Raw genomic sequence first — 24,039 nt, forward strand, 5'->3', positions numbered from 1 at the left:
AACACCGTCATGTCGGACACCCTGGAGCGCACCGAGCTCACCGACCTCGACGAGCTCATCGGCGACCTGGAGACCCGGATCACCGAGACCGAGCTGCCGGAGACCGAAGCGCACTCCGGCCACTGCAGCAACGTCTGTACGGTGCTCGTGTGCGGCACCGTCCTGATCTGCGGCTGACCGCACCGCCGTCCGTCCGGCCGCGGCCGGACGGACGGCTGCGCCTCCCCGGACGGACACGCGCATGAGCACCGGCACTCGCCCCGAGGACACCGCTGCGGACAGCGCCGCCGCTGCCGACGCCGCCCCGGAGATCCGCGCCCTCGCCGTCGGGCAGTTGGACGCCTGGGCCTGCCGCCAGACGTCCGGCCCACGGCAGTGGACGGCCGAGACCGCCCCCTGCGACCCGGGCGTCCCCGCGCTGGCCGCCCTGGTGGCGGCCACCGGAGACCCTGCCGAGGCCACCGCCGCGGGCCGTACGGTGGCGGTGTGGGCCCGGAGCGTCGGCCACGGCCAGGGCCACCCCGGCCTGTACGACGGCGGTCTGGCGGGCACCCTCGCCGGGCTGCGCCTCGGCGCCCGGCTCCACCCCCAACTGCACCGGCTCGCCGACCGGTTGCGCGATCACCTCGTCAGCGGGGCGCAGGGGCGGCCGTGGCGGCACGAGGGCGTCCGGTTCCCCGATTACGATCTGATCATCGGACCGTCGGGAACGCTGCTCTCCCTGTGCGCCGGAGCGGACCCGGAGGAACGCGAACTCCGGCCGTACGCCGCTCACCTGGCGTCGCTCTGCGACGCGGAGGAACTGCCGCGGCTGCGCACCGACGGCTACGCGGAGCACCCCTACCTGAGTTGGGTCCAAGGGCGGATCAACACCGGCACGGGGCACGGCGTGGCCGGCCTCGTCACCGCGCTCACCGCCGCGGCCCGGCGCCTGCGGCCGGACGACGGGACGCGGCGCGCGCTGCGGAACGCGACCCGGTGGCTGGTCCGTCAGTCCTTCGACGACGCCCGCGGCATCCGCAGCTGGGACGGCGCCGGACTCGACACCGGGCCGCCGCCCGGCGCCCGCGCGCGCCAGGCGTGGTGCTACGGCAACCCCGGCGTCACCTGGGCGCTGTGGGACGCGGCGGACGCCCTGGGCGACGACGCGACCGCCGAGTGGGCGGCGCGGGCCTTCACCGGCCTCGCCGAGCGCTACGACCCGGACTTCCACCTCTTCGGTGACCACCCGGCCGACCTGCTCGCCTGCTGCCACGGCGCCGCCGGTGTACTGGCCGTCGCGGACGCCTTCCACCACCACGCGCGGCTGCCCGCCGCGACGGCCCTGCGCGCTCGCCTGACCCGCCACCTGCTGGACCGGCTGCCCGACGTGCGGACGCTGGGGGAGGAGCGGATGGGGCTGCTGGGCGGCGCGACGGGACCGCTGTGCGCGCTGCTCACCGTGGCCGTACCGGATGCGGACCGCCTGTGGCAGCCGTGTTTCGGGCTGCGCTGAGCGCGCTGGCGGCGGACGGCCGGACTACGCCCAGAGGTCGGTGATCGCCACGTCCAGGTCCGCCAGCAGGCGGCGCAGCAGCGGCAGGGACAGGCCGATGACGTTGCCGGGGTCGCCGTCGATGCCGTCGACGAACGGGGCCGACCGGCCGTCCAGGGTGAAGGCGCCCGCCACGTACAGCGGTTCGCCGGAGGCCACGTACGCGGTGATCTCCGCGTCGCTCGGCTCGCCGAAGCGGACGGTGGTGGAGGCGGTGGCCGACACCCGGCCGCCCTCCCGCGCCGTGTCGATCACGCAGTGCCCGGTCCGCAGGATTCCGGAACGGCCGCGCATCGACTTCCAGCGGGCGGTCGCGTCCTCGGCGTCGGCGGGCTTGCCGAGCGCCCGGCCGTCCAGCTCCAGGACCGAGTCGCAGCCGACGACCAGGGCGCCGGCGGCCTCCGGGCGCGCGGCCACCGCGTCCGCCTTGGCCTCGGCGAGCACCCGGGCCAGCTCGGCCGGGCTGCCGGCGGTGATCGCGTCCTCGTCCACACCGCTGACGATCACCTCGGGTGCCAGCCCGGCCTGGCGCAGCAGGCCGAGCCGGGCGGGGGACTGGGAGGCGAGGACGAGACGGCGGGCGGCGGTGCCGGGCTGAACGGTCATGGCCGCCATCGTACGGAGCGGGGCGGGCGTCGTCCGACGCCCGCCCCGTGACCGGCCCGGTCCCGCCCGCTCACTTGCCGAGCACGGCCTCCATGACCTTCTTCGCGATCGGACCGCCCAGCTTGCCGCCCGCGATCTCCTTGCGGGGAATGTCCATGTCCGAGGGGTCGACGAAGACCGCGACCGCGACCGGCGAGCCGTTGCCCTGCTTGGCGTACGAGACGAACCAGGCGTACGGGCGCTCGTCGCGGACGTCCGCGCCGTGCTGGGCGGTACCGGTCTTGGCACCGACCTTCACGCCGTCGATCAGCGCCTTCTTCGCCGTGCCGTTCTCCGCGGTGTTCTCCATCATCTCCTGCACCTTCTTCGCGGTGCTCTCGGAGACGGCCTGGTTCAGCTCCTTGGGCTCGAACTTCTCGATCGTCGACAGGTCCGGGCCGCGCGTCTCCTCGACCAGGTACGGCTGCATGACCTTGCCGTTGTTGGCGAGCCCGGCGACGACCATGGCCATCTGGAGCGGGGTGGCGGTCAGGCTGCCCTGGCCCATGCCGGTCAGCGCGGTCTGCGGCTTGTCCAGCTTCTTCGGGTAGCCGCTGGTGGCGGTGCGCACCGGGGTGAAGATCTTCTGGTTGAAGCCGAACTTCTCCGCCGTCTCGCGCATCTTGTCCGTGCCGAGCCGGTTCGCCGCCTCCAGGTAGGTGTTGTTGCAGGACCACTGCATGCCGACCTTGAGGGACGCGTTCTCGCACGGCGCGGTGGCGATGTCGTTGCCGACCTTGGTGGCCGTCTGCGGCAGCGTGTACGGCACCGGGGCCTGCACCGGGGTGTCGATGTCCGGGACCACGCCGTGCTCCAGGGCCGCGGCGGCGGTGAGGATCTTGAACGTGGAGCCGGGCGGGTAGATCTCCAGGGACGCCCGGTTGTTCATCGGCTTGGACTTGTCCTTGATGAGGGCGGTGTACTTGTCGCCCTCCTTGAAGGAGCTGCCCGCGAAGACCGACGGGTCGTAGGACGGCGTGCTGGCCATCGCGAGGATCTTGCCGGTGCCCGGCTCCAGGGCGACCACCGCGCCCTTGGCGCCGATGTCGGTCAGGCTCTTGTACGCGGCCCGCTGCGCCTTCTCGTTGATCGTCGTCAGCACGTCGCCGCCGCGCGGCTTCTCCCCCGTCAGCACGTCCTTGGCGCGCTTGAGGAAGAGCCGGTCGTCCTTGCCGCTGAGGATGTCCTTGTAGACGCCCTCCAGGAACGTGGTGCCCTGGGACTGCGAGGCGTAGCCGGTGATCGGCGCGTACATCGGGCCGTCCTTGTAGACCCGTTTGTACTTGAAGTCGCCGGCCGTCTCGACCGACCCGGTGATCGGCTTGCCGCCGACGATGATGTTGCCGCGCGGGTAGGAGAACGCCTCGATCTTCACCCGGCGGTTGTTCTCGTCGTTCGCCAGCGAGTCCGCCTGGACGAACTGGACCCAGGTGGCGCGCACCAGCAGCGCCAGCACCAGTACTCCGCAGAAGACGGCTATGTGTCTCAGCGGCCTGTTCATCGCTCTCCACTCCCCTTGCCGTACGGCCGGTGCCGCGCGGACCGGCCGTACAGGCGCCCGAATCACGGCCTCAGGAGTAAAGGATGTCCCAAGTCGGGGTGGTGGTTGCAGGCGGGGCGTGTGATCTGGTGCTCTTCGTCCGCTTTCACCGGGGCGCACCGGGCGCGGGCACCGACGCCGCGCTCAGGCCCCGCCGACCAGCATGATCATCAGGATCACCGCGGCCACGGCCAGCACGATGCCCACCCGGTGCAGCATCGCCTGTACCTGGCGCAGCTCCTCGGGAGGCTCGTCGGGCGGATCGGACCACAGCATCCTTCGATCCTGCGCCGGGAAAGCCGACGGCGCCTGAGTACGCGTACTCAAGCGCCGTCGGGTGAAGGGACCGGCCCCGGGGTCAGCGCGGCCAGTAGCTCGTGCGCCAGGCCCGCGGACCCGGGTGCGGCAGCCGGCGGCCGGGGACCGTGGACGCCGGATCGGCCCAGGCGTCCGTACGGTCCGTGCCGGGCGCGGAGGCGGCGGCAGCGGCGGCCGCCGCCGCGCGGGTGCGAACCACCGCCAGTGCGGCGGCCAGCTCCTCGGGTGTGGGGTTGCCCCGGACGACCTTGATCATGGTCAACCGACCTCCTGGAGGGGTTGCGGCGAACGGCGGACAGCGCGGGTGGCGGGCACTGACGGCCCTACAGCGGGATGTTGCCGTGCTTCTTCGGCGGCAGCGACTCGCGCTTGTTGCGCAGCGTGCGCAGCCCGCGGACGATGTGCCGGCGGGTCTCGGACGGCATGATCACCGCGTCCACGTAACCGCGCTCGGCCGCCACGTACGGGTTCAGCAGCGCGTCCTCGTACTCCTGGATCAGCTCCTGGCGGCGGGCGTCCTGCGCGGCCGGGTCCTCGATCGCGGCCAGCGTGCGCCGGTGCAGGATGTTGACCGCGCCCTGCGCGCCCATCACCGCGATCTGCGCGGTCGGCCAGGCCAGGTTCAGGTCCGCGCCCAGGTGCTTGGAGCCCATGACGTCGTAGGCGCCGCCGAACGCCTTGCGCGTGATGACCGTGATCAGCGGCACCGTCGCCTCGGCGTACGCGTAGATCAGCTTGGCGCCGCGCCGGATGATGCCGTCCCATTCCTGGTCCGTACCCGGCAGGAAGCCCGGTACGTCCACGAACGTCAGCACCGGCACGTTGAACGCGTCGCAGGTGCGCACGAACCGTGCGGCCTTCTCGCTCGCGTTGATGTCCAGCGTGCCCGCGAACTGCATCGGCTGGTTGGCGACCACGCCGACCGCGTGGCCCTCCACCCGCCCGAAGCCCGTGATCATGTTCGGCGCGAAGAGCGCCTGCGTCTCCAGGAACTCGCCGTCGTCGAGGACGTGCTCGATGGCGGTGTGCATGTCGTACGGCTGGTTCGCCGAGTCCGGGATCAGCGTGTCCAGCTCGCGGTCGTACTCCGAGGTCTCCAGGTCCGCCTCCTCGGGGAAGGCGGGCGGCTCGGAGAGGTTGTTGGACGGCAGGTAGGACAGCAGCGCCTTGACGTACTCGATGGCGTCCTTCTCGTCGCCCGCCATGTGGTGCGCCACACCCGAGGTGGTGTTGTGCGTCCGGGCGCCGCCCAGCTCCTCGAAGCCCACGTCCTCGCCGGTCACGGTCTTGATGACGTCGGGACCGGTGATGAACATGTGCGAGGTCTGGTCGACCATGACCGTGAAGTCGGTGATGGCGGGGGAGTAGACCGCGCCGCCCGCGCACGGGCCGACGATCAGCGAGATCTGCGGCACCACGCCGGAGGCGTGCACATTGCGGCGGAAGATCTCCGCGAACAGGCCGAGGGCGACGACCCCCTCCTGGATGCGGGCGCCGCCGCCGTCGTTGATGCCGACGATCGGGCAGCCGTTCTTCAGGGCGAAGTCCATCACCTTGACGATCTTCTCGCCGTAGACCTCGCCCAGCGATCCGCCGAAGATGGTGAAGTCCTGCGAGTAGACACAGATCGGGCGGCCGTCGACGGTGCCGTAGCCGGTCACCACACCATCGCCGTACGGCCGGTTCCTCTCCAGGCCGAAGTTGGTCGAACGGTGCCGCGCGAACTCGTCCAGCTCGACGAACGACCCCTCGTCGAGCAGCAGCTCCACGCGCTCACGCGCCGTCAGCTTGCCCTTCGCGTGCTGCTTTTCCACGGCTCGCGCGGACCCGGCGTGGGTGGCCTCCTCGATCCTGCGCTGAAGATCGGCCAGCTTGCCCGCGGTCGTGGTGATGTGTGCTTCCGGCTCGGACATCGGGATGCGGCTCCTGCTCGTCCTGGACTGGTGCTCGTACGAGGGTGGTACGGGGGTTGAACGGGATGGGCTACCGCTTCGTAGCGTATCGGCGGCACTGCTCAGCGGCACTGCGTCGTTGACCACACCTAGGCTGGGGCCATGACGCCTCAACCTCCGGAAAACCAGGACAAAGACCACGCGGGAACCGGCGCCGGAGGGCGCTGGTCCGACCTGGCACGCCCGCCGCTGAACCGGATGGCGCTGCGGCGGGCCCTGCTGCGGCCCGGCGGGCTGTGGACCGACCTCGATGTGGTGCCCGCCACCGGCTCGACCAACACCGACCTCGCCGCGCGGGCCGCCGCCGGGCTGGCCGAGGGCGCCGTCCTCGTCGCCGAGGAGCAGTCGGCCGCGCGCGGGCGGCTGGACCGCCGGTGGTCCGCGCCGCCGCGCTCCGGCCTCTTCTTCTCCTTCTACCTGACGCCCGAGGTGCCCGTGGAGCGCTGGGGCTGGCTGCCGCTGCTCGCCGGAGTGGCGACCGCCAGCGCGGTGGCCCGCACCGCCGGGGTGGACGCGGCCCTGAAGTGGCCCAACGACCTGCTGGTGACCGTCGGTGACCAGGAGCGCAAGGCCGGCGGCATCCTCGCGGAGCGGGCCGGGGACGGTGTGGTGATCGGCATCGGCCTCAACGTCACGCTGCGTGCCGAGGAGCTGCCGGTCCCCGGCGCCGGTTCGCTGGGTCTGGCCGGCGCCGAGGTCACCGACCGCGACCCGCTGCTGCGGGCGGTGCTGCGCTCGGTCGAGGACTGGTACGGGCAGTGGACCGCGGCGGACGGCGACGCGGCGGCCTGTCGCCTCCAGGACGCGTACGCGGCCGGGTGCGCCACGCTCGGCCGGTCCGTACGGGCCCAACTGCCCGGCGACCGGGAGCTGCGCGGCGAGGCGGTGGCCATCGACGGCGACGGCCGGCTGGTGCTGGCGACGGAGGAGGGGGTGCAGCAGCCGGTCGGCGCGGGCGACATCGTGCACCTGCGGCCGGCCGGTCAGGAGTAGCCGGACAGGAGTAGGGCGAAGCCGCCGTTCCGTACGCCACCGTTCCGCGCGCCGCCCGGTGTCCGGCTGCCGTCCGACCGTCGGGCGCGGTGTCCCGGGAGGGTGCGTCGTACGGTGGCGGCCTGGCGGGTGGGGCCGGGTGGCCGCGACGGGGGTGCCACGGCGTGCGTCCGTATGACGGTCAAGAACGATCAGATCTTGGTCAAGAACCCTCGGGAGCAATCGCACTTATGTGCCGATCGGGGCGATAGCGCCGAGGTGCGAGAGTGAGCCAGAGCACACCTGCCGTATCGTTGAGGCGGTCCGCCGTGGAGCGGGCAACGAACGAGCAGTGATCGGAAGGGCAGTGCGCAGGGAACGGACAGGGAGCGGGCGGTGACCGCCGACGACTCGGGCGCCGGCCCGCGCGAAGCGGACATCGCCCCTCGTGGGACGGGGTCCGCTCCTCGCGAGGGGGACCCGGCGCGGGCGGCCGGCGCGGTGAACGGCGTGGCGCGGGCCGACGGCGCGGGCGACGCCGACGACGACACCATCGCCATCCGCCTGGAACAGCTCATCCTCGGCGCCGACCGCCGCTACACCCCCTTCCAGGCCGCCCGCAGCGCCGGCGTCTCCATGGAGCTGGCCTCCCGCTTCTGGCGCGCCATGGGCTTCGCGGACATCGGCCAGGTCAAGGCGCTCACCGAGGCCGACGTACTGGCGCTGCGGCGGCTGGCGGGCCTGGTGGAGGCCGGGCTGCTCAGCGAGGCGATGGCGGTCCAGGTGGCCCGCTCGACCGGGCAGACCACGGCCCGGCTCGCCGACTGGCAGATCGACTCGTTCCTGGAGGGCCTGACCGAGCCCCAGGACTCCGGCCTGACCCGTACGGAGATCACCTACCCGCTGGTCGAACTGCTCCTGCCCGAGCTGGAGGAGTTCCTCGTCTACGTCTGGCGCCGCCAGCTCGCCGCCGCGACCGGCCGCGTCGTCCAGGCCCAGGACGACGCGGAGATGGTCGACCGGCGGCTCGCGGTGGGCTTCGCCGACCTCGTCGGCTTCACGCGGCTGACCCGCCGCCTGGAGGAGGAGGAACTGGGCGAACTGGTCGAGGCGTTCGAGACCACCGCCGCCGACCTGGTCGCCGCGCACGGCGGCCGGCTCATCAAGACGCTCGGCGACGAGGTGCTGTTCGCGGCCGACGACGCGGGCACGGCGGCCGAGATCGGCCTGCGCCTCATCGAGACCATGGCCAACGACGAGACGATGCCGGAGCTGCGCGTCGGCATCGCGTTCGGCACGGTCACGACGCGGATGGGCGATGTCTTCGGCACGACCGTGAACCTGGCCAGCCGCCTCACCTCGATAGCGCCGAAGGACACGGTGCTGGTCGACGAGGCGTTCGCGGAGGAGCTGGGGCGCACCGGCGAGGCGCCGGTCTCCGAGGCCGACGCGAAGGCCGCCGCCGAGGCCGCGGCGGGCGGCGCCGGGCCGCTGCCCGAGTACCGCTTCGCGCTGCAGCCGATGTGGCAGCGGCCGGTGCGCGGGCTGGGCGTCGTGGAGCCGTGGCTGCTGAGCCGGCGTACCTGACTTCCGGCGCGCCCGACGCCGGGCATCTGACCCCGCGCGCCCGACTCCGCGCGCCCGACTCCGCGCGCCCGACGCCGGGCACCCGACCCCGCGCGCCCGACTCCGCGCGCCTGATCCGGCGCGGCTGCCCCCGGCGCGGATGATCCGTCCCGTTCCGGCCGCGGCACCCCCTGGCTAGAGTGGCGAACGATCGTTAACGAATCACCGTTGACCAGGGAGGGTGCTGCATGGACACGCAACGCTTCGGGGACGTCGTCGGCGTACACCGCCACGGCCACGTGGCCGAACTGCGGCTCGACCGGCCCAAGGCGATGAACGCGGTGTCCACGGCCATGGCCGATGCCCTCACCGCCGCCTGCGACGCCCTCGCCGCCGACCGCGACGTCCGCGTCACCGTCCTGACCTCCACCCACGAGCGCGCGTTCTGCGTGGGCGCCGACCTGAAGGAACGCAACTCCTTCAGCGACGCCGACCTGATGCGGCAGCGTCCGCGCACCCGGGCCGCCTACACCGGCGTCCTGGACCTGCCGATGCCCACCATCGCCGCCGTCCACGGCTTCGCGCTCGGCGGCGGCTTCGAGCTGGCGCTGGCCTGCGACCTGATCGTGGCGGACCGTACGGCCGTGGTCGGGTTGCCGGAGGTGTCGGTGGGCGTGATCCCCGGGGGCGGCGGTACGCAGCTGCTGCCGCGCCGCGTCGGTGCGGCACGGGCGGCCGAGCTGATCTTCACGGCGCGGCGCGTGGAGGCGGCCGAGGCCCGTGACCTGGGCCTCGTCGACCAGCTGGTGGAGGCGGGCCAGGACACCGCGGAAGCCCTGTCGCTGGCCGGACGCATCGCCCGGAACTCCCCGGTCGGCCTCCGCGCCGCCAAGCGCGCCCTGCGCCTGGGCCATGGCCTCGACCTGCGGGCCGGGCTGGACCTGGAGGACGGCGCATGGCGCAGCGTGGCCTTCTCGGGCGACCGCGCGGAAGGGGTGGCCGCTTTCAACGAGAAGCGGCAGCCGGAGTGGCCGGGCGAGTGAGGGCCGCGGCGCACCCGCGGCGGCCCGCCCGCCTGGCGGCGTGACCCACCGTGTCCAACCGGAAAAGGCGAACGGCCCCGAACGTTCCTACGCTGTAGTGACACGAAGTGCGCACGGTGACGGAATGTGAGGTCCGGTGACGGACGAGGGTGACGACAGGCTTCGGGCCGTGGTGGCACTGGCGCAGGCGATGGCCGCCGCGCACACCCCGCGCGAGTCGGCACGGGCCGCCGCGGAGGGGGTGCGGGCGGCCATAGGGGGCTCCTTCGCGGCGATCTCGGCCTGGGAGCGCGAGCTGGGCCGGTTGAAGGTGCTGGTCAACGTCGGTGAACTGGCCGAGGGCGAAGAGGAGTTCCCCCGGCACGAGGCGTATCCGGTGCACGAGTTCCCGGAGATCGTCGGATTCCTGCACGAGCAGTGGGCCGGGGGCGGCCAGCCCAACGCGTGGGTCGAGACCGCCGACGGCACGGCGCAGGAGGGCCCGTACAACCACCAGCGGGTGGCCGCGCTGCGCCGCCGGGGCCGGGGCTGCTGCGTGGTCGCGCCGATCGTGCTGCACGGGCGCGCGTGGGGCGAGCTGTACGTGGCCCGCTCGGTGGGGGAGCCGGTCTTCACGCGGGCGGACGCGGACTTCGCCACCGTACTGGCGGCGGTGACCGCCGCCGGGATCGCGCAGACGGAGCGGCTGGCGGAGGCGCGCCGGCTGGCCTTCACGGACGCCCTGACCGGCCTCGCCAACCGGCGCGCGGTCGACATGCGGCTCGACGAGGCGCTGGAGCGGCACCGCCGGGACGGGGCGGTGGTGAGCCTGGTGGTGTGCGACCTCAACGGGCTGAAGCGGGTGAACGACTCGTGCGGGCACGCCGTCGGCGACCGGCTGCTGGAACGATTCGGCTCGGTGCTCTCCCTGTGCGGCGCGATACTGCCCGGCGCCCTCGCCGCCCGGCTCGGCGGCGACGAGTTCTGCCTGCTCACGGTGGGTCCCCCGGCCGACGAGGTGGCCAAGGTGGCCGCGGAGCTGTGCGACCGGGCCGCGGAGCTGGAGCTGGGCGAGGGCGTCGCGGTCGGCGTCGCCTCGACCGGCGACCCGATCGGCCCGGTGCGCTCGGCCCGGCGCCTGTTCCGGCTGGCCGACGCCGCCCAGTACCGGGCGAAGGGGGCCGGCTCGCGCAGCCCGGTCGTGGCGGGCCGGGAGGGCGGTACGGACGATCCGGTGGTGCGCCTGGCCGACGCCCCGGAGCGCGCCTCGTCCACGGAGCGCCGCCGGTTCCGGCGCTGAGACGGCCGCGCGGCGGGCCGTCCCTGGGGCCGCTGCGAACCCAGTGGTGACATCCAGGGATTCAGTCTCTAGGGTGCCTGAATATGGATATGCACACTGTGGTGCTGGGGACGTCCGGCACGACCGCACAGGACGTCATCGCCGTCGCCCGCGGCGCCGCCCGTATCGAGCTGTCCGAGGAGGCCACGGCGGCCGTCGCCGCCGCCCGCGCGGTCATCGACGACCTCGCGGCCAAGCCGGACCCGGTGTACGGCGTCTCCACGGGCTTCGGCGCCCTGGCCGTCCGCCACATCAGTCCGGACCTGCGCGCCCAGCTCCAGCGCAACATCGTGCGCTCGCACGCCGCCGGCATGGGGCCGCGGGTGGAGCGCGAGGTGGTGCGCGCCCTGATGTTCCTGCGCCTGAAGACGCTGGCCTCCGGGCACACCGGCGTCCGCCCGCTGGTCGTCGCCACCATGGCCGAGATCCTCAACGCCGGGATCACCCCGGTCGTCCACGAGTACGGCTCGCTCGGCTGCTCCGGCGACCTCGCGCCGCTGTCGCACTGCGCGCTGACGCTCATGGGGGAGGGCGAGGCGGAGGGCGCGGACGGCGTCGTACGGCCGGCCGCCGAGCTGCTCGCCGAACACGGCATCGCGCCGGTCGAGCTGCGCGAGAAGGAGGGCCTGGCCCTCCTGAACGGCACCGACGGCATGCTCGGCATGCTGATCATGGCCTGTGCCGACCTGGCCCGCCTGTTCACCACCGCGGACATCACCGCGGCGCTCTCCCTGGAGGCGCTGCTCGGTACGGACAAGGTGCTCGCGCCCGAGCTGCACGCCATCCGCCCGCACCCCGGACAGGCCGCCTCGGCCGCCAACATGCTCAAGGTCCTGGCCGGTTCGGGACTCACCGGCCACCACCAGGACGACGCGCCGCGCGTCCAGGACGCGTACTCCATCCGCTGCGCCCCGCAGGTCGCGGGCGCGGGCCGGGACACGCTGGACCACGCCCGCCTGGTCGCGAGCCGGGAGCTGGCCGCCGCCGTGGACAACCCGGTGGTCCTGGAGGACGGCCGGGTCGAGTCGAACGGCAACTTCCACGGTGCGCCGGTCGCCTACGTACTGGACTTCCTGGCGGTCGCCGCGGCCGACCTCGGCTCGATCGCCGAACGCCGTACGGACCGCCTGCTGGACAAGAACCGCTCGCACGGCCTGCCCGCGTTCCTGGCCGGCGACCCGGGCGTCGACTCGGGCCTGATGATCGCTCAGTACACGCAGGCCGCGCTGGTCAGCGAGCTGAAGCGGCTGGCGGCACCCGCCTCGGTGGACTCCATCCCGTCCTCCGCGATGCAGGAGGACCACGTCTCCATGGGCTGGTCGGCGGCGCGCAAGCTGCGGACCGCCGTGGACAACCTGACCCGGGTGCTCGCCGTCGAGCTGTACGCGGCGACCCGGGCGGTGGAGATGCGCGACGGCCTGACCCCGGCACCGGCCACCCGCGCGGTGCTGGACGCCGTACGGGCCGCGGGCATTCAGGGGCCCGGGGAGGACCGTTTCCTCGCGCCGGACCTGGAGGCGGCGTACGACTTCGTACGCAGCGGCCGGCTCGTCGAGGCGGTCGAGCGGGTCACCGGCGAGCTGGCCTGACGGCGCGGGACCTCGGACCTGCGCCGGGCCTGACGGCGCGGGTCCGGCGGGGGCCGCCGCAGATCCGGCGGGCCGGGTGCGGCCCGCTTCACCGGACGCGCACCGCCGCGCCCTCGCGCTTCCCTTGATGTTTCTTTCGCGCTGCTCTCGCGCTTCTTCGCCAGGTCGGGGCGCCGCGGACCCGTCTCAGACCTCGCCGCCGCGCTGACGGCGGACCGAGAAACCGACCAGACCTGCGCCGATACCGAGGAAGGCCGCGCCACCGACGACGTACGGCGTGGTGTCGAACGCGCCGGTGTCCGCGAGCAGCGCTTCCTGCGTCTGCTGCGCCTGCTGCTCGGCCTGGCCGGCGGATCGCGGCTGGGACTGGGGCCCGGACCGGGCCTGGTCCCCGGCGTCCTGCTGGGCCGACCGGGGGGCGTGCGTCGTCCGGTCGCCGTGTTCGACGGTGGCGTTCGCGGACGGTACGAACCACAGCGCGAGCAGTACCGATCCCGCGGCTGCGGCGGTCAGCAGTGGTCGACGTGCGGTCACGGGCACGGAAACGATCCCCCTTGTGGGCTCGGCAAATTGACCGTTGACAACAGATGTTAGTGACAGCCGCGGGTCGTGGGGAAGTCAGGACCGGCTGGTGCTTACGCTCCCAGACATGAGCAATGACGAGACATCACGGTTTGTCCGGCTCCATGTCGAACTGGTCATGGAGGTCACGGACTCGGGCCGGCTGACCGGCGCGGCACTCGACCACATCAACGGTGACCCTTCCCTACCCGCCGAGGAGCGCGGGCATGCGCGGGAAACGGTCCAGAGCGATCCGGCGGAGGCCCTGGCGTACCTGGTGGACCCCCTCGACCTGGTCGAGGACGTGCCCGGGGTCGAGCTGACCCAGGCGTCCTGGAGCAGCGAGGAGATCGACTACGACGCGGACGCGGACTGGGTTCTCGGAAACGAGGCGGAGGACGAGGACTTCCCGGAGGAGGACGAGCCCGCGGGCGCGGAGACCGGCGACGGGGTGCGGGTCCGCTTCTGAACCGGGCCGCCGCACCGGCACCACGCGCTCCCGGACGACGTACATCGCCGTCCGGGGGTTGCGTGGCGTTTCCCACAGCTGCCCTACGTATGGAACGGACGAAACGGAACAGACGTTCCTGAGGTGTCGCCCGGCGGTCTGCGGTGCGGCGCCCGGCCTCGGGGGTTTCCGGGTTCGGCAGCAAGGCAATGGAGAATCGTGTGATGACGGACAGCAAGCGTCGCAAGGGCCTGATAGCCACTGCCGCTTTGCTCGGGGGTGTGCTGACACTCGGGGCCTGCGGCGGCGGCGACGGCGGTGACGGTGGCGGCCAGGACAACACGAAGAAGGTCGACGAGGCGGCGGCGAAGGACGCCTCGGCAGCCAAGATCAAGATATCGCCGGAGAACGGTGCGGCCGACGCGGGCATCAACAGCGACGCCAAGGTCAGCGTCACCGGCGGCAAGCTGACCGACGTCAAGATGACCGCGGGCGAGGACAAGAAGCCGGTCGAGGGCACGCTCGCCGCCGACGGCGCCTCCTGGAAGCCGAAGAAGCAGCTGGAGCGCTCGACCAAGTACACGATCACCGCGCACGCCGCCGACGACAAGGGCCGCAAGGCGGTGGAGCACTCGACCTTCACCACGGTCTCCCCGAAGAGCAGCTTCATAGGGAACTACACGCCGGAGGACGGCTCGACCGTCGGCGTCGGCATGCCCGTGTCGGTCACCTTCGACAAGCCGGTGAAGAACAAGAAGGACGTCCAGTCCGCGATCAAGGTGGCGTCCAGCAGCAACCAGGAGATCGTCGGCCACTGGTTCGGCGACCGGCGCCTGGACTTCCGCCCGAAGGACTACTGGAAGGCCGGCTCCAAGGTCAGCGTGGACCTGAAGCTGGACGGCGTGGAGGCTTCCCCCGGCGTCAAGGGCGTCCAGAACAAGAAGGTCGACTTCCAGATCGGCCGTTCCCAGGTCAGCACGGTCGACGCCAAGACCCACCAGATGACGGTGGTGCGCGACGGCAAGACGATCCGGACCATCCCGATCTCCGCGGGCAGCAAGGACCACCCGACGTACAACGGCAAGATGGTCGTCTCGGAGAAGTACCAGCAGACCCGGATGGACGGCTCCACGGTCGGCTTCACGAACAACGACGGCAAGGGCGAGTACGACATCCCCGACGTGCCGCACGCCATGCGCCTGTCCAGCTCCGGCACCTTCCTGCACGGCAACTACTGGGGCAAGGGCATCTTCGGCAGCGCCAACACCAGCCACGGCTGCATCGGCCTGGAGGACGTGAAGGGCGCCGGCGACCCGGGCACGGACGGCGCCTGGTTCTACCAGAACTCGCTGATCGGCGATGTCGTCCAGATGGTCAACTCCCCCGACAAGACGATCAAGCCGGACAACGGGCTCAACGGCTGGAACATGGACTGGAACGAGTGGGTCGCGGGCAGCGCCGTCAAGTAGCCCGCCCGGCACCTCCCCCTCTCCCTTCGCCCTGAGCACGCACACGCACATACACACCAGGCGGGCGGCTCCCTCCACGACGGAGGGAGCCGCCCGCCGGTGCGTGCACCTCGTCCGCCCGCCGGTGCGTGCCGCCACACCCGCCTCCGTAAGGTGATCGCGTGAGCAAGCGCAAGGACGGACAGCGGCAGCAGGACCGGGCCGCGGCCCGTGAACTGGTCGGCACGGTGCTCGGCAGCGTCCGGTACGCCGAGGACGGGGCACCCGCCGAGGACGCCCTGGAGGCCGGGGCCTCGATGCTCGCGGCGGCCCCCGCGGGACCGGGGGCCGTCAGCGCCGCGCTGCTGGCCGCGGCGGAGGACGCCGTACGCCGCTGCTGGCACGGCGGCTGGCAGCCCGCCGACCTGGAGCGGATCGTACGGCGGGAGACGGGTGGCGGCCCGCGTACCGCAGTCGTCGTGGACGCGATGGCCATCGAGGCACAGCGCGCGGGCCGGGCGGCCGAGCGCGCCCGCGGCCCCCGCTGGGCGGCACAACTGCACGACCTGCAAGCCGAGGTCTGGTGGCCGTCGGAGACCGGCTACCTGGAAGAGCTGGCGCGCCGCCGCCGCAGCTCACGCTTCGAGACGACGTACGACGTGCTGGCAGCGCTGCGAGTCCTGGGGCGGCTGCCCCGCATCACGCCCCTGCCGGCCGCGCGGCCCGCACGCGCAGGCACACCCGCCGAGTCCCGGGCGCTCGGCCGCATCCGGGGCCTGCTGGCCAAGGCCGAGGCGACGGACTACCCGGAAGAGGCGGAGGCACTGTCGGCCAAGGCCCAGGAGCTGATGGCGCGGCACAGCATCGACGCGGCGCTGCTCGACCACGCCGCTGCGGCCGGGGACGGCCGGGCCGCTCCGGGCGGTGCGGCTGCGCCGGGGACCGGACACGGCCGGGCCGCAGGCCCCTCGGCCATCCGCGTCGGCATCGAGGGCCCGTACGAGCAGGCGAAGGCGCTGCTGCTCGACGCCGTCGCCGCCGCCAACCGCTGCCAGGCCGTCTGGTCCGGCGACGTCGGCTTCTCCACCCTCATCGGCTTCGAGGCCGACCTGGAGGCCGCCGAACTGCTCTACACGTCGCTGCTCCTCCAGGCCACCACCGCCATGCACCGAGCGGGCGACGCACACCACAGCCGCGGCCGCTCCCGCCGCACCCGCGACTTCCGGCAGACCTTCCTCGTCGCATACGCGGACCGCATCCGCACCCGCCTCACCGCGGCCACCGAGGAGGCGACCGCCGAGGCCGCGGGCGGCGCCCCGGACCTCCTGCCGGCACTGGCCGCCCGCGAGGTCGCGGTGGCGCGGACCACCGGAGATCTCTTCCCGGAGACCGCCGCCGTCCGCATGCGCGGCGTACGGGACGCCGTCGGCTGGGAACAGGGCAGGGCAGCGGCGGACCGGGCGCGGCTGGGGAGGCGGAGCGAGGCGTAGGTCCCCGCCCCGCTCGGGACGGCCGCGGCCAGGTGATGTGTCCGCGCCGTACCGCATCGGCCGGATCGTGCTCCTGCTCACGGAGGATGGCGGGCCCCGCCGCGCCCGCGAGAATCATGGTCCGCATATGCCGCGGCCGGACAACGGCCGCGGCTGTCCGCTGTCCGGCCCGTGAACGTACGGCCCGATACCGCCTGGCCCGCCCACCGGGCCCGCAGACCTCCACAGGAGACCGGCTCCATGCCCTTACCCATACCCACCCCGCTCCGCCGCTCCGGCCGCCACCGCGCCAGATGGCGTTCCACGGGAGCCGCCGTGGCAGTCGCCCTCGCACTGACCGCCACGGCGGCGGCCCCGGCGTCCGCGGCGGCACCCGCTCCCACCTCGCACAACCTGGTCACCGAAGGCCTCGGCCGCAAGGACCTCGACCGGTCCCTCGCCGCGATCCACTCGGCCGGCATGTACGGCGTCTACGCGGCCGTACGCGACGGCGGGGACGAATGGCGGGGAGCCGCCGGCCTCGCCGACATCGACACCGGGCGCCCGGTCCGTTCCCAGATGGAACACCGGATCGGCAGCGTCACCAAGACCTTCACCGCGGTCGGCATCCTCCAGCAGGTCGCGCGGGACCGGATCGAACTCGACGCGCCGGTCGCCCGCTACCTCCCCGGCGTCGTCCCCGGCGACCTGGGCCGTCAGATCACCGTACGGATGCTGCTCAACCACACCAGCGGCATCGGCGACTACATACCGGGCGCCTTCCCGTCGCTGCGCCGCCTGGAACCGCAAAGCTTGGACGACAACCGTTTCCGCCACTTCAGTCCCCTGGAACTCGTCCGGTACGGTCTGGCGGAACCGCGGACCGGGGAACCCGGCGCCGTGCACTCGTACTCCAACACCAATTACGTTCTCGCCGGGCTGATCCTGACCAAGGTCACCGGCCAGGACGCGGAGCAATACCTGACGCGGCACGTCATCCGCGCGGCCGGACTGCGCCACACCTACTTCCCGCGCACCCCGTACATCAAGGGTCCGCACGCGAAGATGTACGAGTCCCTGTACGGCCGGATCGACCCGCCGCGCGACTACAGCGTCTACGACATGTCCTGGGCCTGGTCCCTCGGCTCACTGGTCTCGACCACCGCCGACCTGAACCAGTTCTACCGCGCGCTGCTCACCGGCGAACTCCTGGGCCCCGCCGAGCTGCGGGAGATGCAGACCACCGTCCCGGTCCAGGACGCCACGGGCCAGGTGCTGGGGCACTACGGACTCGGGCTGGCCGCGCAGGACCTGCCGTGCGGCCGGTTCTGGGGCCACAGCGGCGGAGTGTTCGGCGCCGGCACCTACGCGCTGACGAGCCAGGACGGCCGACGTCAGGTGTCGCTGGGCATCAACCTGATGAAGTACCAGCGGCTGGACGGCGATCCGTCACAGCCCCACCCGGTCGACGCCGCCCTGCACACGCATATCGTCCAGGCACTGTGCGGCAAGACCACGGCGGGAGCCGGGACCGCCGGCGCTCTCCTCAGCCGCATGGAAACAGCGGCACCGGCAGCAGCGGCACGGCACTGAGCCGAGGGCGCGCGGCCCCGCAACGGTCCGCGCGCCCGCCAATGCCCGGAAACGCCCCACCGGATCACCGACCAGCTTCCGCGCTTCAAGGCCCATCAGGTTGCCCACCGCCGTATATTCCATTTGACGCTCGATCAGTGGCCTATAAGGATTCGCTGGATACAGCAATGTCCGCCCCGCACACATGGATAGACCCCATGTGAGGCGGTCCGAAGGGTTACCGAGAACAGCATGAGCACACACCACGCCCACTCCGCGCGCATGCGCACAGCCATCGCGCGCGGCATCGTGACCGCCACCGTACTGGCCGCAGTCACCGGTGTAGCCGCACCGATGGCCGCCGCTGCCGCGACGCCGGACTCCGAACCCAGGAAATCCGGGCTCACGACCGAGGAAATACAGCGGATGTTCGAGAAGGCCAGGGTCGAGCGCATGGCCCGGCAGGCCAGGGCCCAGGTCCTGAGCACGGTGGGTATTCCGAACCGCCCCGACCTGGTGGAGCTCGACGACGCCGACTTCCTCCGCGCCATTGCGGAACACCCCGCTGCCGGGCCGGAAGTCAGGGCCGCGATCGCCCGCGCCCTGAACGGCGGCCCGGCCGACCGGCAGGAGTTCATGGCCAACGGCGCCCGTGAGGCCCACTGGCGCGACGTGGACCGCGAGATCAGGGAAGTGGAGGAGAAACTCCGCAAGGACGCCGAGCGCCCCAAGGAAATCGCCGCCCGTAAGCAAACCGCGGCCCTGTTCGGCGTCGTTGCCTCCGAGACCATGCTTGGCCTCAGCGACGACGCCTTCCTCCGCGAAGTACTGCGCGACACCCCCGCCGAATCCCGGAACACCGGGCTCTATGCGGCGGGTCTGCGGGCGCTGAACAGCTCCGACCCGGCCGCCTGGAAGGAGTTCATCCACACCGGCGCCCACCAGGCGTACAAGCGCGATTTCGAGGAACTCATGAAAAAGCGCGACGAGGCCGCCCGTAAGCGCGCGCAGTAACCCCGGACGCCCGGCCCGCCTCGATCGCCGCCGCCACCATGCCCAATCCGTCCCGCGGCCAGAGGACTCGGTAGGCGTGCGTCCGCATCAGCCGTCGGTGGGAGCCACCCCCACCGGACAGCTCACCCCCGTCCCCCCGATCCCGCAGTACCCCGCCGGGTTCTTGTCCAGGTATTGCTGGTGGTAGTCCTCGGCCGGGTAGAAGGGGCGGTCGGGGGTGGCGGGGAGGATCTCGGTGGTGATGTCGCCGTAGCCGGAGGAGTGCAGGACGGCCTGGTAGGCCGTGCGGGAGGCTTCGGCGGCCTGCTGGTCGGCGGGGGAGTGGGTGTAGACCGCGGAGCGGTACTGGGTGCCGGTGTCGTTGCCCTGGCGGAAGCCCTGGGTGGGGTCGTGGGACTCCCAGAAGAGCTTCAGGAGGGCGTCGTAGGAGATCTTGGCGGGGTCGTAGACGACGCGGACCGCTTCGGTGTGGCCGGTGAGGCCGCTGCACACCTCTTCGTACGTGGGATTCGGGGTGTGGCCGCCCTGGTAGCCGACCAGGGTCGTCCAGACGCCCTCGGCCTGCCAGAACTTGCGCTCGGCGCCCCAGAAGCAGCCCAGCCCGAAGTCGGCGACGCGCAGGTGCGCGGGGTACGGGCCGGCGAGCGGCGTACCGAGGACCGTGTGGCGGTCGGGGACGGTGAAGGCGGGCTCGGAGCGGCCCTTCAGGGCCTCCTCGGGGGAGGGGAGGGCGGTCTTGAAGCGGTTGAAGAGCATGGCGTCGGGCTCCTGTGGCGGGAGGAAGGACACGGGCGACCGGTACGGGCGAAGGCCAACCGGTGGGTGCAACGCCGGACGGGCCGGACACATTCCGGCGGCCGGCACCACGACTCCACCACGCGGCCCCGCCGCCCGCCCACCCGGCCCGCCGCCTACGGCCGCGGCCGGAAATCCGCCGAGGTGCCCCCGCCGCGTTCCCAGCCGGCCACGGCCTGGGCCCGGTAGGCGGCGTAGGCGGCGGCGGGGCTGCTGCCGTACGACCACGGGACCGCGCCGACGTGGCCGTCCACCAGGCGGAGCTGTTCCAGGGCCTCCTCGTAGCGCTCGGCGTGGACGAGGAACCAGATGAGCAGGTGCCGGACGTGCGGCGCCATGGGGTGGTCCGCGGGGGCCTCGCGCAGTGCGAAGTGCGCACCCTCTATCGCGCGTTCGACGACCGCGCTCTGGAAGAGGCCGCGGACCATGTTGGCCTCGGGCAGGTGGTCGTGGACCGCGAACAGCGGGAGGGCCGGGAGCAGGCTCTTGGCGGGCGCGCCCGCGGCGGCGGCCTCGGTGAAGGCGGTGGCCTCCTCCTTGGAACCGTGCCACTTCTGCGACCAGTAGGGCAGCGCGGCGAGGTGGGCGCCCATATGGTGCGGGGCACGCTGGGTGACCTCCGACCACAGCGCGTCGTAGTCGGCGCGGCGCTCGCCGAGACCGCGGGCGACGGCCAGCTCGGTGATGTACGGGATCGGGCTGCCCGGCGCCAGCAGCCCCGCTTCGCGGCAGACCGTACGGGCCTCCTCCAGGATCATGCGGAAGTCCTGCGAGCCGGGGTCGCGGAGCGCCTGGAGGACCAGGAACTGGGCGTGCGTCTGCGCGCCGCCCGGGTCCTTGGGCGCCTCGGAACGCCACGTACGCAGCCAGATGCCGCCCTGTCCGGGCCGTTCCGCCAGCTCGAACGCCGCGGCCCCGGCGAGCGTCTGCACCCGCTGCCAGCGGCGCTCCCAGTCCTCTCCGGTGGCGTTCAGCAGCTGGGCGGCGGGCCGCCAGTCGTGGGTGCGCCGGATCTCGTCGAGGGCCTCCTCCAGCTCCTGGTCGGGGCCGGGCAGCCGTACGTCGAGCTCCTGGGGCGGGACGAAGCCGTAGCCCGCGGTGGGGTCGGCGGCCACCGCGAACCCCTGCCGGGCCTGCTGCACGGCCTGCCTCCGCCGCAGCCAGGGCAGCAGGACGAGACCGCCGAGGGCGGCAGCGGCGAAGAGAACCAGCAGAGCGTCCATGTGGTCAGTCTCGGATTCCGGTCGTGGGCGGCGGGTGGGACGGGTGAAGCGGGTGCGGCGGGTACGTGGTCCGCCCGGGGCCCGGGCGGGAATGTGTCTTGTATGTATCCACTATCCAGCGAAGCAGAAAGTTCCGGAAAGTTCGCGGGGGTGGACGACTACCCTCGGCAGACATGAGCGAGCAGCGCGAGCAGCGCCCCCAGAATTTCGAGACCCTTGCCATCCACGCAGGTCAGGAGCCCGACGAGCTGACCGGCGCGGTGGTACCGCCCATCTACCAGGTGTCCACCTACAAGCAGGACGGCGTGGGCGGGCTGCGCGGCGGCTACGAGTACAGCCGCAGCGCCAACCCGACGCGTACCGCCCTGGAGGAGAACCTCGCCGCCCTCGACGGCGGCCGCCGCGGCCTGGCCTTCGCCTCCGGCCTCGCGGCCGAGGACTGCCTGCTGCGCACCCTTCTGGTGCCCGGCGACCACGTCGTGATCCCCAATGACGCCTACGGCGGCACGTTCCGCCTGATCTCCAAGGTCGTCGAGCGGTGGGGCGTGGAGTGGTCGGTCGCCGACACCTCCGACCCGCAGGCCGTACGGGACGCCCTGCGCCCCCGTACGAAGGCGATCTGGGTCGAGACGCCCAGCAACCCGCTCCTCGGCATCACGGACATCCCCGCGCTCGCGGCCGTCGCGCGCGACGCCGGTGTGCGCCTGGTCGTGGACAACACCTTCGCCAGCCCCTACCTCCAGCAGCCGCTGGCCCTCGGCGCGGACGTGGTGGTCTACTCCACGACCAAGTACATGGGCGGCCACTCGGACGTGGTCGGCGGCGCGCTGGTCGTCGACGACGCCGCGCTCGGCGACGAACTGGCCTACCACCAGAACGCGATGGGCGCGGTCGCCGGCCCCTTCGACGCGTGGCTGGTGATGCGCGGCCTGAAGACGCTGGCCGTACGGATGGACCGGCACAGCGCCAACGCCGCCCGGATCGCCGACCTGCTCGCCGGGCACGACAAGGTCACCCAGGTCTACTACCCGGGCCTGAAGGAGCACCCCGGCCACGAGACCGCCGCCAAGCAGATGCGTTCCTTCGGCGGCATGGTCTCCTTCCGCGTCGCGGGCGGCGAGCAGGCCGCGGTGGAGGTGTGCAACCGGGCCCGGCTGTTCACCCTCGGTGAGTCGCTCGGCGGCGTCGAGTCGCTGATCGAGCACCCGGGCAAGATGACGCACGCCTCGACGGCGGGTTCGCTGCTGGAGGTCCCCGACGACCTCGTACGGCTGTCGGTCGGCATCGAGTCGATCGACGACCTGGTGGCCGACCTCACGCAGGCGCTGGGTTAGTCGCAGCACCGGGCTGGGCGCAGGCGCGGTTTCCGGGCCGGACGCTGCTCACCACCCTTCCAGCGGCGGGGTGGTGTGCGCCGGCGGCGGCAGCCACGGCTGCTCGACCGCCGCCCAGACCAGCAACGCCGTCAGCGCGGCCAGGGCCAGCAGCCACAGCGCGTGGCGGGCCAGCCGCCGGTGCCCGAGCAGCCGGCGGCCGCTCTCGGCCGCGCGCAGCGCCAGGTCGGGCGGGACCGGCGGATGCGGTCCGTCCAGCATCCGCCGCACCTCGGCCTCCTTGCGGTCGGGCAGGCTCATGGCGCCGCCGCTTCCCGGGGCCGGGGCGGAGTCGGAGGCTCCGGTACGTCCGGCCCGCCCCCGGGCTCGGACGGCCGTGCGCCGGTGGGTACGGACGGCCCCGCGTGCCCGGCCGGGGGATGGCTGCGCAGGTGCCCCACGGCCCGCAGGCACAGCGTGTGGACGCGTTCGGCGGGCAGCCCCAGCTGCGCCGCGGTCTGTTCCTCGGCCACGCCCTCGTACAGCCGCAGCACCAGTACCAGCCGCTCCTGCGGGGACAGCCGCTCCAGGAGGCCGCCGGGCGGTGTGGGCGTCCCGGGGCGGAGGGCCCGGGGGAGGCGCGCCCGCCAGGCGGAGCGCGCGTAGTGGGCGGCCATCTCCTGGCGCGCGCGGTCGTACGGGTCCTCGCCGCGCAGCCGGTCCCAGGCGGCGTACGTACGGGCCAGGGCCAGCGTGAGGAGACGCTCGGCCGCGGGCGCCGGGCGGCCGTCGGGCTCGGCGGTCAGCAGCCTGGCGGCGCGCAGCAGACGTCCGGCCGCGCCCGCGACGAACGCCTCGAACTCCCGGGCACGACGGCGTTCCTGTGCTGCCCGCCGCTCTCGCACAGCTCCATGGCACGGCAGGCCCGGCACCGGGTCAAGAGGCGGCCGGGAAAAACCGGGGCGGGCGGTCATCGGCGGCCGGGGACGTCCCCCGGACCGGGCGGGCGCCCGCTGCCGGGCCGCCCGTACTCAGGACGTGGACGGCACCGCCGGCAGCGTCGCGGTGACGGTGGACAGCGAGGCGTTGAAACGCGTCAGCAGGCTGCAGAACGCGTCCCGCTCCTCCTCCGTCCACTCCTCCGTGACCAGCGCCATCAGGGCGCGGCGGGAGGCCCGCACCTCCTCCAGGCGGCACCGGCCGCGCTCGGAGAGCTGGAGGACGACCGCGCGCCCGTCCTCGGGGTGCGAGGCGCGGTTGACCAGGCCGGAGTCGACCAGCGGGGCGACCTGCCGGGTGACGGTGGAGGAGTCGATGCCCATGCCGGCGGCCAGCGCCTTGACCCCCATCGGGCCCTCTTTGTCCAGGCGGTTGAGGAGCAGGTAGGCGGCACGGTCCATGGAATTGCGCGCCTGGCCGACGCCGCCGAGCCGGCTCTGTTCGGCGCGGCGGGCGAAAACGGCTACTTGGTGTTGCAGCGCGTCGAGAAGAGCGGTGTCGGTGTGGGTCGTCATGTCCGAAGAGGTGGGCATGGCCGGGAGCTCGCTTCATGGGATGCGTACGGATTGGGGGACAGAGTACGCGGCCCCGGCGCGGACCGTACCGGCGCTGCCCAAAGACGTGCTCCCGCGGCACCGGTCCGGCGGTCGGCCGGGCCCGTCGCGTCCCGGACTGTAAGACTGGGCTGCATGGCCGATCACACGCCGCACGAGTCCCTTT

The 24,039-nt window shown here is 72.8% G+C and carries 24 protein-coding genes; 13 read left to right on the forward strand and 11 right to left on the reverse strand.

Going from position 1 to position 24,039, the window contains the following annotated elements:
- Positions 1 to 9 precede the first annotated feature (9 nt).
- Together ACH4FX_RS18910 and ACH4FX_RS18915 are read left to right on the forward strand one after the other, a co-directional pair.
- The gene (locus ACH4FX_RS18910) at positions 10 to 177 is read left to right on the forward strand and encodes a hypothetical protein (protein ID WP_398480290.1); all 168 of its coding nucleotides are present in this window, start codon (positions 10 to 12) and stop codon (positions 175 to 177) included.
- 64 nt (positions 178 to 241) lie between these two features.
- On the forward strand, positions 242 to 1,495 hold the full coding sequence (locus tag ACH4FX_RS18915; protein WP_398480292.1) for a lanthionine synthetase LanC family protein: 1,254 nt from the start codon (positions 242 to 244) through the stop codon (positions 1,493 to 1,495).
- A 24-nt stretch (positions 1,496 to 1,519) separates the two neighbouring features.
- Here ACH4FX_RS18915 and ACH4FX_RS18920 read toward each other — a convergent pair whose 3' ends face one another.
- The 5 genes from ACH4FX_RS18920 to ACH4FX_RS18940 all read right to left on the reverse strand — a co-directional run bounded on the left by ACH4FX_RS18920 (position 1,520) and on the right by ACH4FX_RS18940 (position 5,950).
- A complete protein-coding gene (locus ACH4FX_RS18920; RefSeq protein WP_398480294.1) occupies positions 1,520 to 2,140 on the reverse strand; it encodes a nucleoside triphosphate pyrophosphatase in 621 nt (206 codons plus the stop codon).
- 70 nt (positions 2,141 to 2,210) lie between these two features.
- A complete protein-coding gene (locus tag ACH4FX_RS18925; RefSeq protein WP_398480296.1) occupies positions 2,211 to 3,680 on the reverse strand; it encodes a peptidoglycan D,D-transpeptidase FtsI family protein in 1,470 nt (489 codons plus the stop codon).
- A gap of 183 nt (positions 3,681 to 3,863) precedes the next feature.
- Positions 3,864 to 3,995, reverse strand: coding sequence for a morphogenic membrane protein MmpB (gene mmpB, locus ACH4FX_RS18930; protein ID WP_398480298.1), 132 nt, complete (start codon positions 3,993 to 3,995; stop codon positions 3,864 to 3,866).
- Between the two features lie 82 nt (positions 3,996 to 4,077).
- Positions 4,078 to 4,293, reverse strand: a complete 216-nt coding sequence (locus tag ACH4FX_RS18935) for an acyl-CoA carboxylase subunit epsilon (RefSeq protein WP_398480300.1) — start codon at positions 4,291 to 4,293, stop codon at positions 4,078 to 4,080.
- A 67-nt stretch (positions 4,294 to 4,360) separates the two neighbouring features.
- A complete protein-coding gene (locus tag ACH4FX_RS18940) occupies positions 4,361 to 5,950 on the reverse strand; it encodes an acyl-CoA carboxylase subunit beta (protein WP_398480302.1) in 1,590 nt (529 codons plus the stop codon).
- A gap of 141 nt (positions 5,951 to 6,091) precedes the next feature.
- Between ACH4FX_RS18940 and ACH4FX_RS18945 the strand changes: the two genes are divergently transcribed.
- From ACH4FX_RS18945 to hutH, 5 genes are all read left to right on the forward strand, one after another.
- Entirely contained in the window at positions 6,092 to 6,982 is an 891-nt protein-coding gene (locus tag ACH4FX_RS18945; protein ID WP_398480304.1) for a biotin--[acetyl-CoA-carboxylase] ligase, read from the forward strand.
- Between the two features lie 375 nt (positions 6,983 to 7,357).
- Positions 7,358 to 8,548, forward strand: coding sequence for an adenylate/guanylate cyclase domain-containing protein (locus tag ACH4FX_RS18950; protein ID WP_398480306.1), 1,191 nt, complete (start codon positions 7,358 to 7,360; stop codon positions 8,546 to 8,548).
- Positions 8,549 to 8,775: 227 nt separating this feature from the next.
- Complete coding sequence (locus tag ACH4FX_RS18955) at positions 8,776 to 9,570, forward strand: enoyl-CoA hydratase/isomerase family protein (RefSeq protein ID WP_398480308.1); 795 nt, start codon at positions 8,776 to 8,778, stop codon at positions 9,568 to 9,570.
- 190 nt (positions 9,571 to 9,760) lie between these two features.
- Entirely contained in the window at positions 9,761 to 10,849 is a 1,089-nt protein-coding gene (locus tag ACH4FX_RS18960) for a diguanylate cyclase domain-containing protein (RefSeq protein ID WP_398480511.1), read from the forward strand.
- 83 nt (positions 10,850 to 10,932) lie between these two features.
- Positions 10,933 to 12,477 (forward strand): histidine ammonia-lyase, encoded by a 1,545-nt coding sequence (gene hutH / locus ACH4FX_RS18965; protein WP_398480310.1) that lies wholly within the window; start codon positions 10,933 to 10,935, stop codon positions 12,475 to 12,477.
- Positions 12,478 to 12,663: 186 nt separating this feature from the next.
- On the opposite strand, the gene ACH4FX_RS18970 is transcribed toward hutH, so the two are convergent.
- Positions 12,664 to 13,011 carry a hypothetical protein gene (locus tag ACH4FX_RS18970; RefSeq protein WP_398480312.1) on the reverse strand — a complete coding sequence of 116 codons (348 nt, stop codon included), beginning with the start codon at positions 13,009 to 13,011 and terminating at the stop codon, positions 12,664 to 12,666.
- A 115-nt stretch (positions 13,012 to 13,126) separates the two neighbouring features.
- Between ACH4FX_RS18970 and ACH4FX_RS18975 the strand changes: the two genes are divergently transcribed.
- The 5 genes from ACH4FX_RS18975 (at position 13,127) to ACH4FX_RS18995 (ending at position 18,989) form a co-directional block, all read left to right on the forward strand.
- On the forward strand, positions 13,127 to 13,507 hold the full coding sequence (locus tag ACH4FX_RS18975; RefSeq protein ID WP_398480314.1) for a hypothetical protein: 381 nt from the start codon (positions 13,127 to 13,129) through the stop codon (positions 13,505 to 13,507).
- A 203-nt stretch (positions 13,508 to 13,710) separates the two neighbouring features.
- Positions 13,711 to 14,955, forward strand: coding sequence for an Ig-like domain-containing protein (locus ACH4FX_RS18980; protein ID WP_398480316.1), 1,245 nt, complete (start codon positions 13,711 to 13,713; stop codon positions 14,953 to 14,955).
- 161 nt (positions 14,956 to 15,116) lie between these two features.
- Positions 15,117 to 16,424: a DUF2786 domain-containing protein gene (locus tag ACH4FX_RS18985; RefSeq protein WP_398480318.1), complete on the forward strand. Its 1,308-nt coding sequence runs from the start codon at positions 15,117 to 15,119 to the stop codon at positions 16,422 to 16,424.
- A gap of 240 nt (positions 16,425 to 16,664) precedes the next feature.
- Positions 16,665 to 17,996 (forward strand): serine hydrolase domain-containing protein, encoded by a 1,332-nt coding sequence (locus ACH4FX_RS18990; protein ID WP_398480320.1) that lies wholly within the window; start codon positions 16,665 to 16,667, stop codon positions 17,994 to 17,996.
- 261 nt (positions 17,997 to 18,257) lie between these two features.
- Positions 18,258 to 18,989 carry an ALF repeat-containing protein gene (locus ACH4FX_RS18995; RefSeq protein WP_398480322.1) on the forward strand — a complete coding sequence of 244 codons (732 nt, stop codon included), beginning with the start codon at positions 18,258 to 18,260 and terminating at the stop codon, positions 18,987 to 18,989.
- 87 nt (positions 18,990 to 19,076) lie between these two features.
- On the opposite strand, the gene msrA is transcribed toward ACH4FX_RS18995, so the two are convergent.
- Together msrA and ACH4FX_RS19005 are read right to left on the reverse strand one after the other, a co-directional pair.
- A complete protein-coding gene (gene msrA, locus ACH4FX_RS19000; RefSeq protein WP_398480324.1) occupies positions 19,077 to 19,745 on the reverse strand; it encodes a peptide-methionine (S)-S-oxide reductase MsrA in 669 nt (222 codons plus the stop codon).
- 155 nt (positions 19,746 to 19,900) lie between these two features.
- Positions 19,901 to 21,007 (reverse strand): hypothetical protein, encoded by a 1,107-nt coding sequence (locus ACH4FX_RS19005; protein WP_398480325.1) that lies wholly within the window; start codon positions 21,005 to 21,007, stop codon positions 19,901 to 19,903.
- Between the two features lie 173 nt (positions 21,008 to 21,180).
- Between ACH4FX_RS19005 and ACH4FX_RS19010 the strand changes: the two genes are divergently transcribed.
- A complete protein-coding gene (locus tag ACH4FX_RS19010) occupies positions 21,181 to 22,341 on the forward strand; it encodes a cystathionine gamma-synthase (RefSeq protein WP_398480327.1) in 1,161 nt (386 codons plus the stop codon).
- 48 nt (positions 22,342 to 22,389) lie between these two features.
- Here ACH4FX_RS19010 and ACH4FX_RS19015 read toward each other — a convergent pair whose 3' ends face one another.
- The 3 genes from ACH4FX_RS19015 to ACH4FX_RS19025 form a co-directional block, all read right to left on the reverse strand.
- Positions 22,390 to 22,641: a hypothetical protein gene (locus tag ACH4FX_RS19015; RefSeq protein ID WP_398480329.1), complete on the reverse strand. Its 252-nt coding sequence runs from the start codon at positions 22,639 to 22,641 to the stop codon at positions 22,390 to 22,392.
- Positions 22,638 to 23,225, reverse strand: coding sequence for a sigma factor-like helix-turn-helix DNA-binding protein (locus ACH4FX_RS19020; protein WP_398480331.1), 588 nt, complete (start codon positions 23,223 to 23,225; stop codon positions 22,638 to 22,640). Before ACH4FX_RS19020 ends, ACH4FX_RS19015 begins: the two co-directional genes overlap by 4 nt.
- 126 nt (positions 23,226 to 23,351) lie before the next feature.
- Positions 23,352 to 23,852, reverse strand: coding sequence for a MarR family winged helix-turn-helix transcriptional regulator (locus ACH4FX_RS19025; protein ID WP_398480333.1), 501 nt, complete (start codon positions 23,850 to 23,852; stop codon positions 23,352 to 23,354).
- Positions 23,853 to 24,039: the final 187 nt, after the last annotated feature.

The organism is Streptomyces sp. NPDC018019 (assembly GCF_044327805.1).
GTDB lineage: Bacteria > Actinomycetota > Actinomycetes > Streptomycetales > Streptomycetaceae > Streptomyces.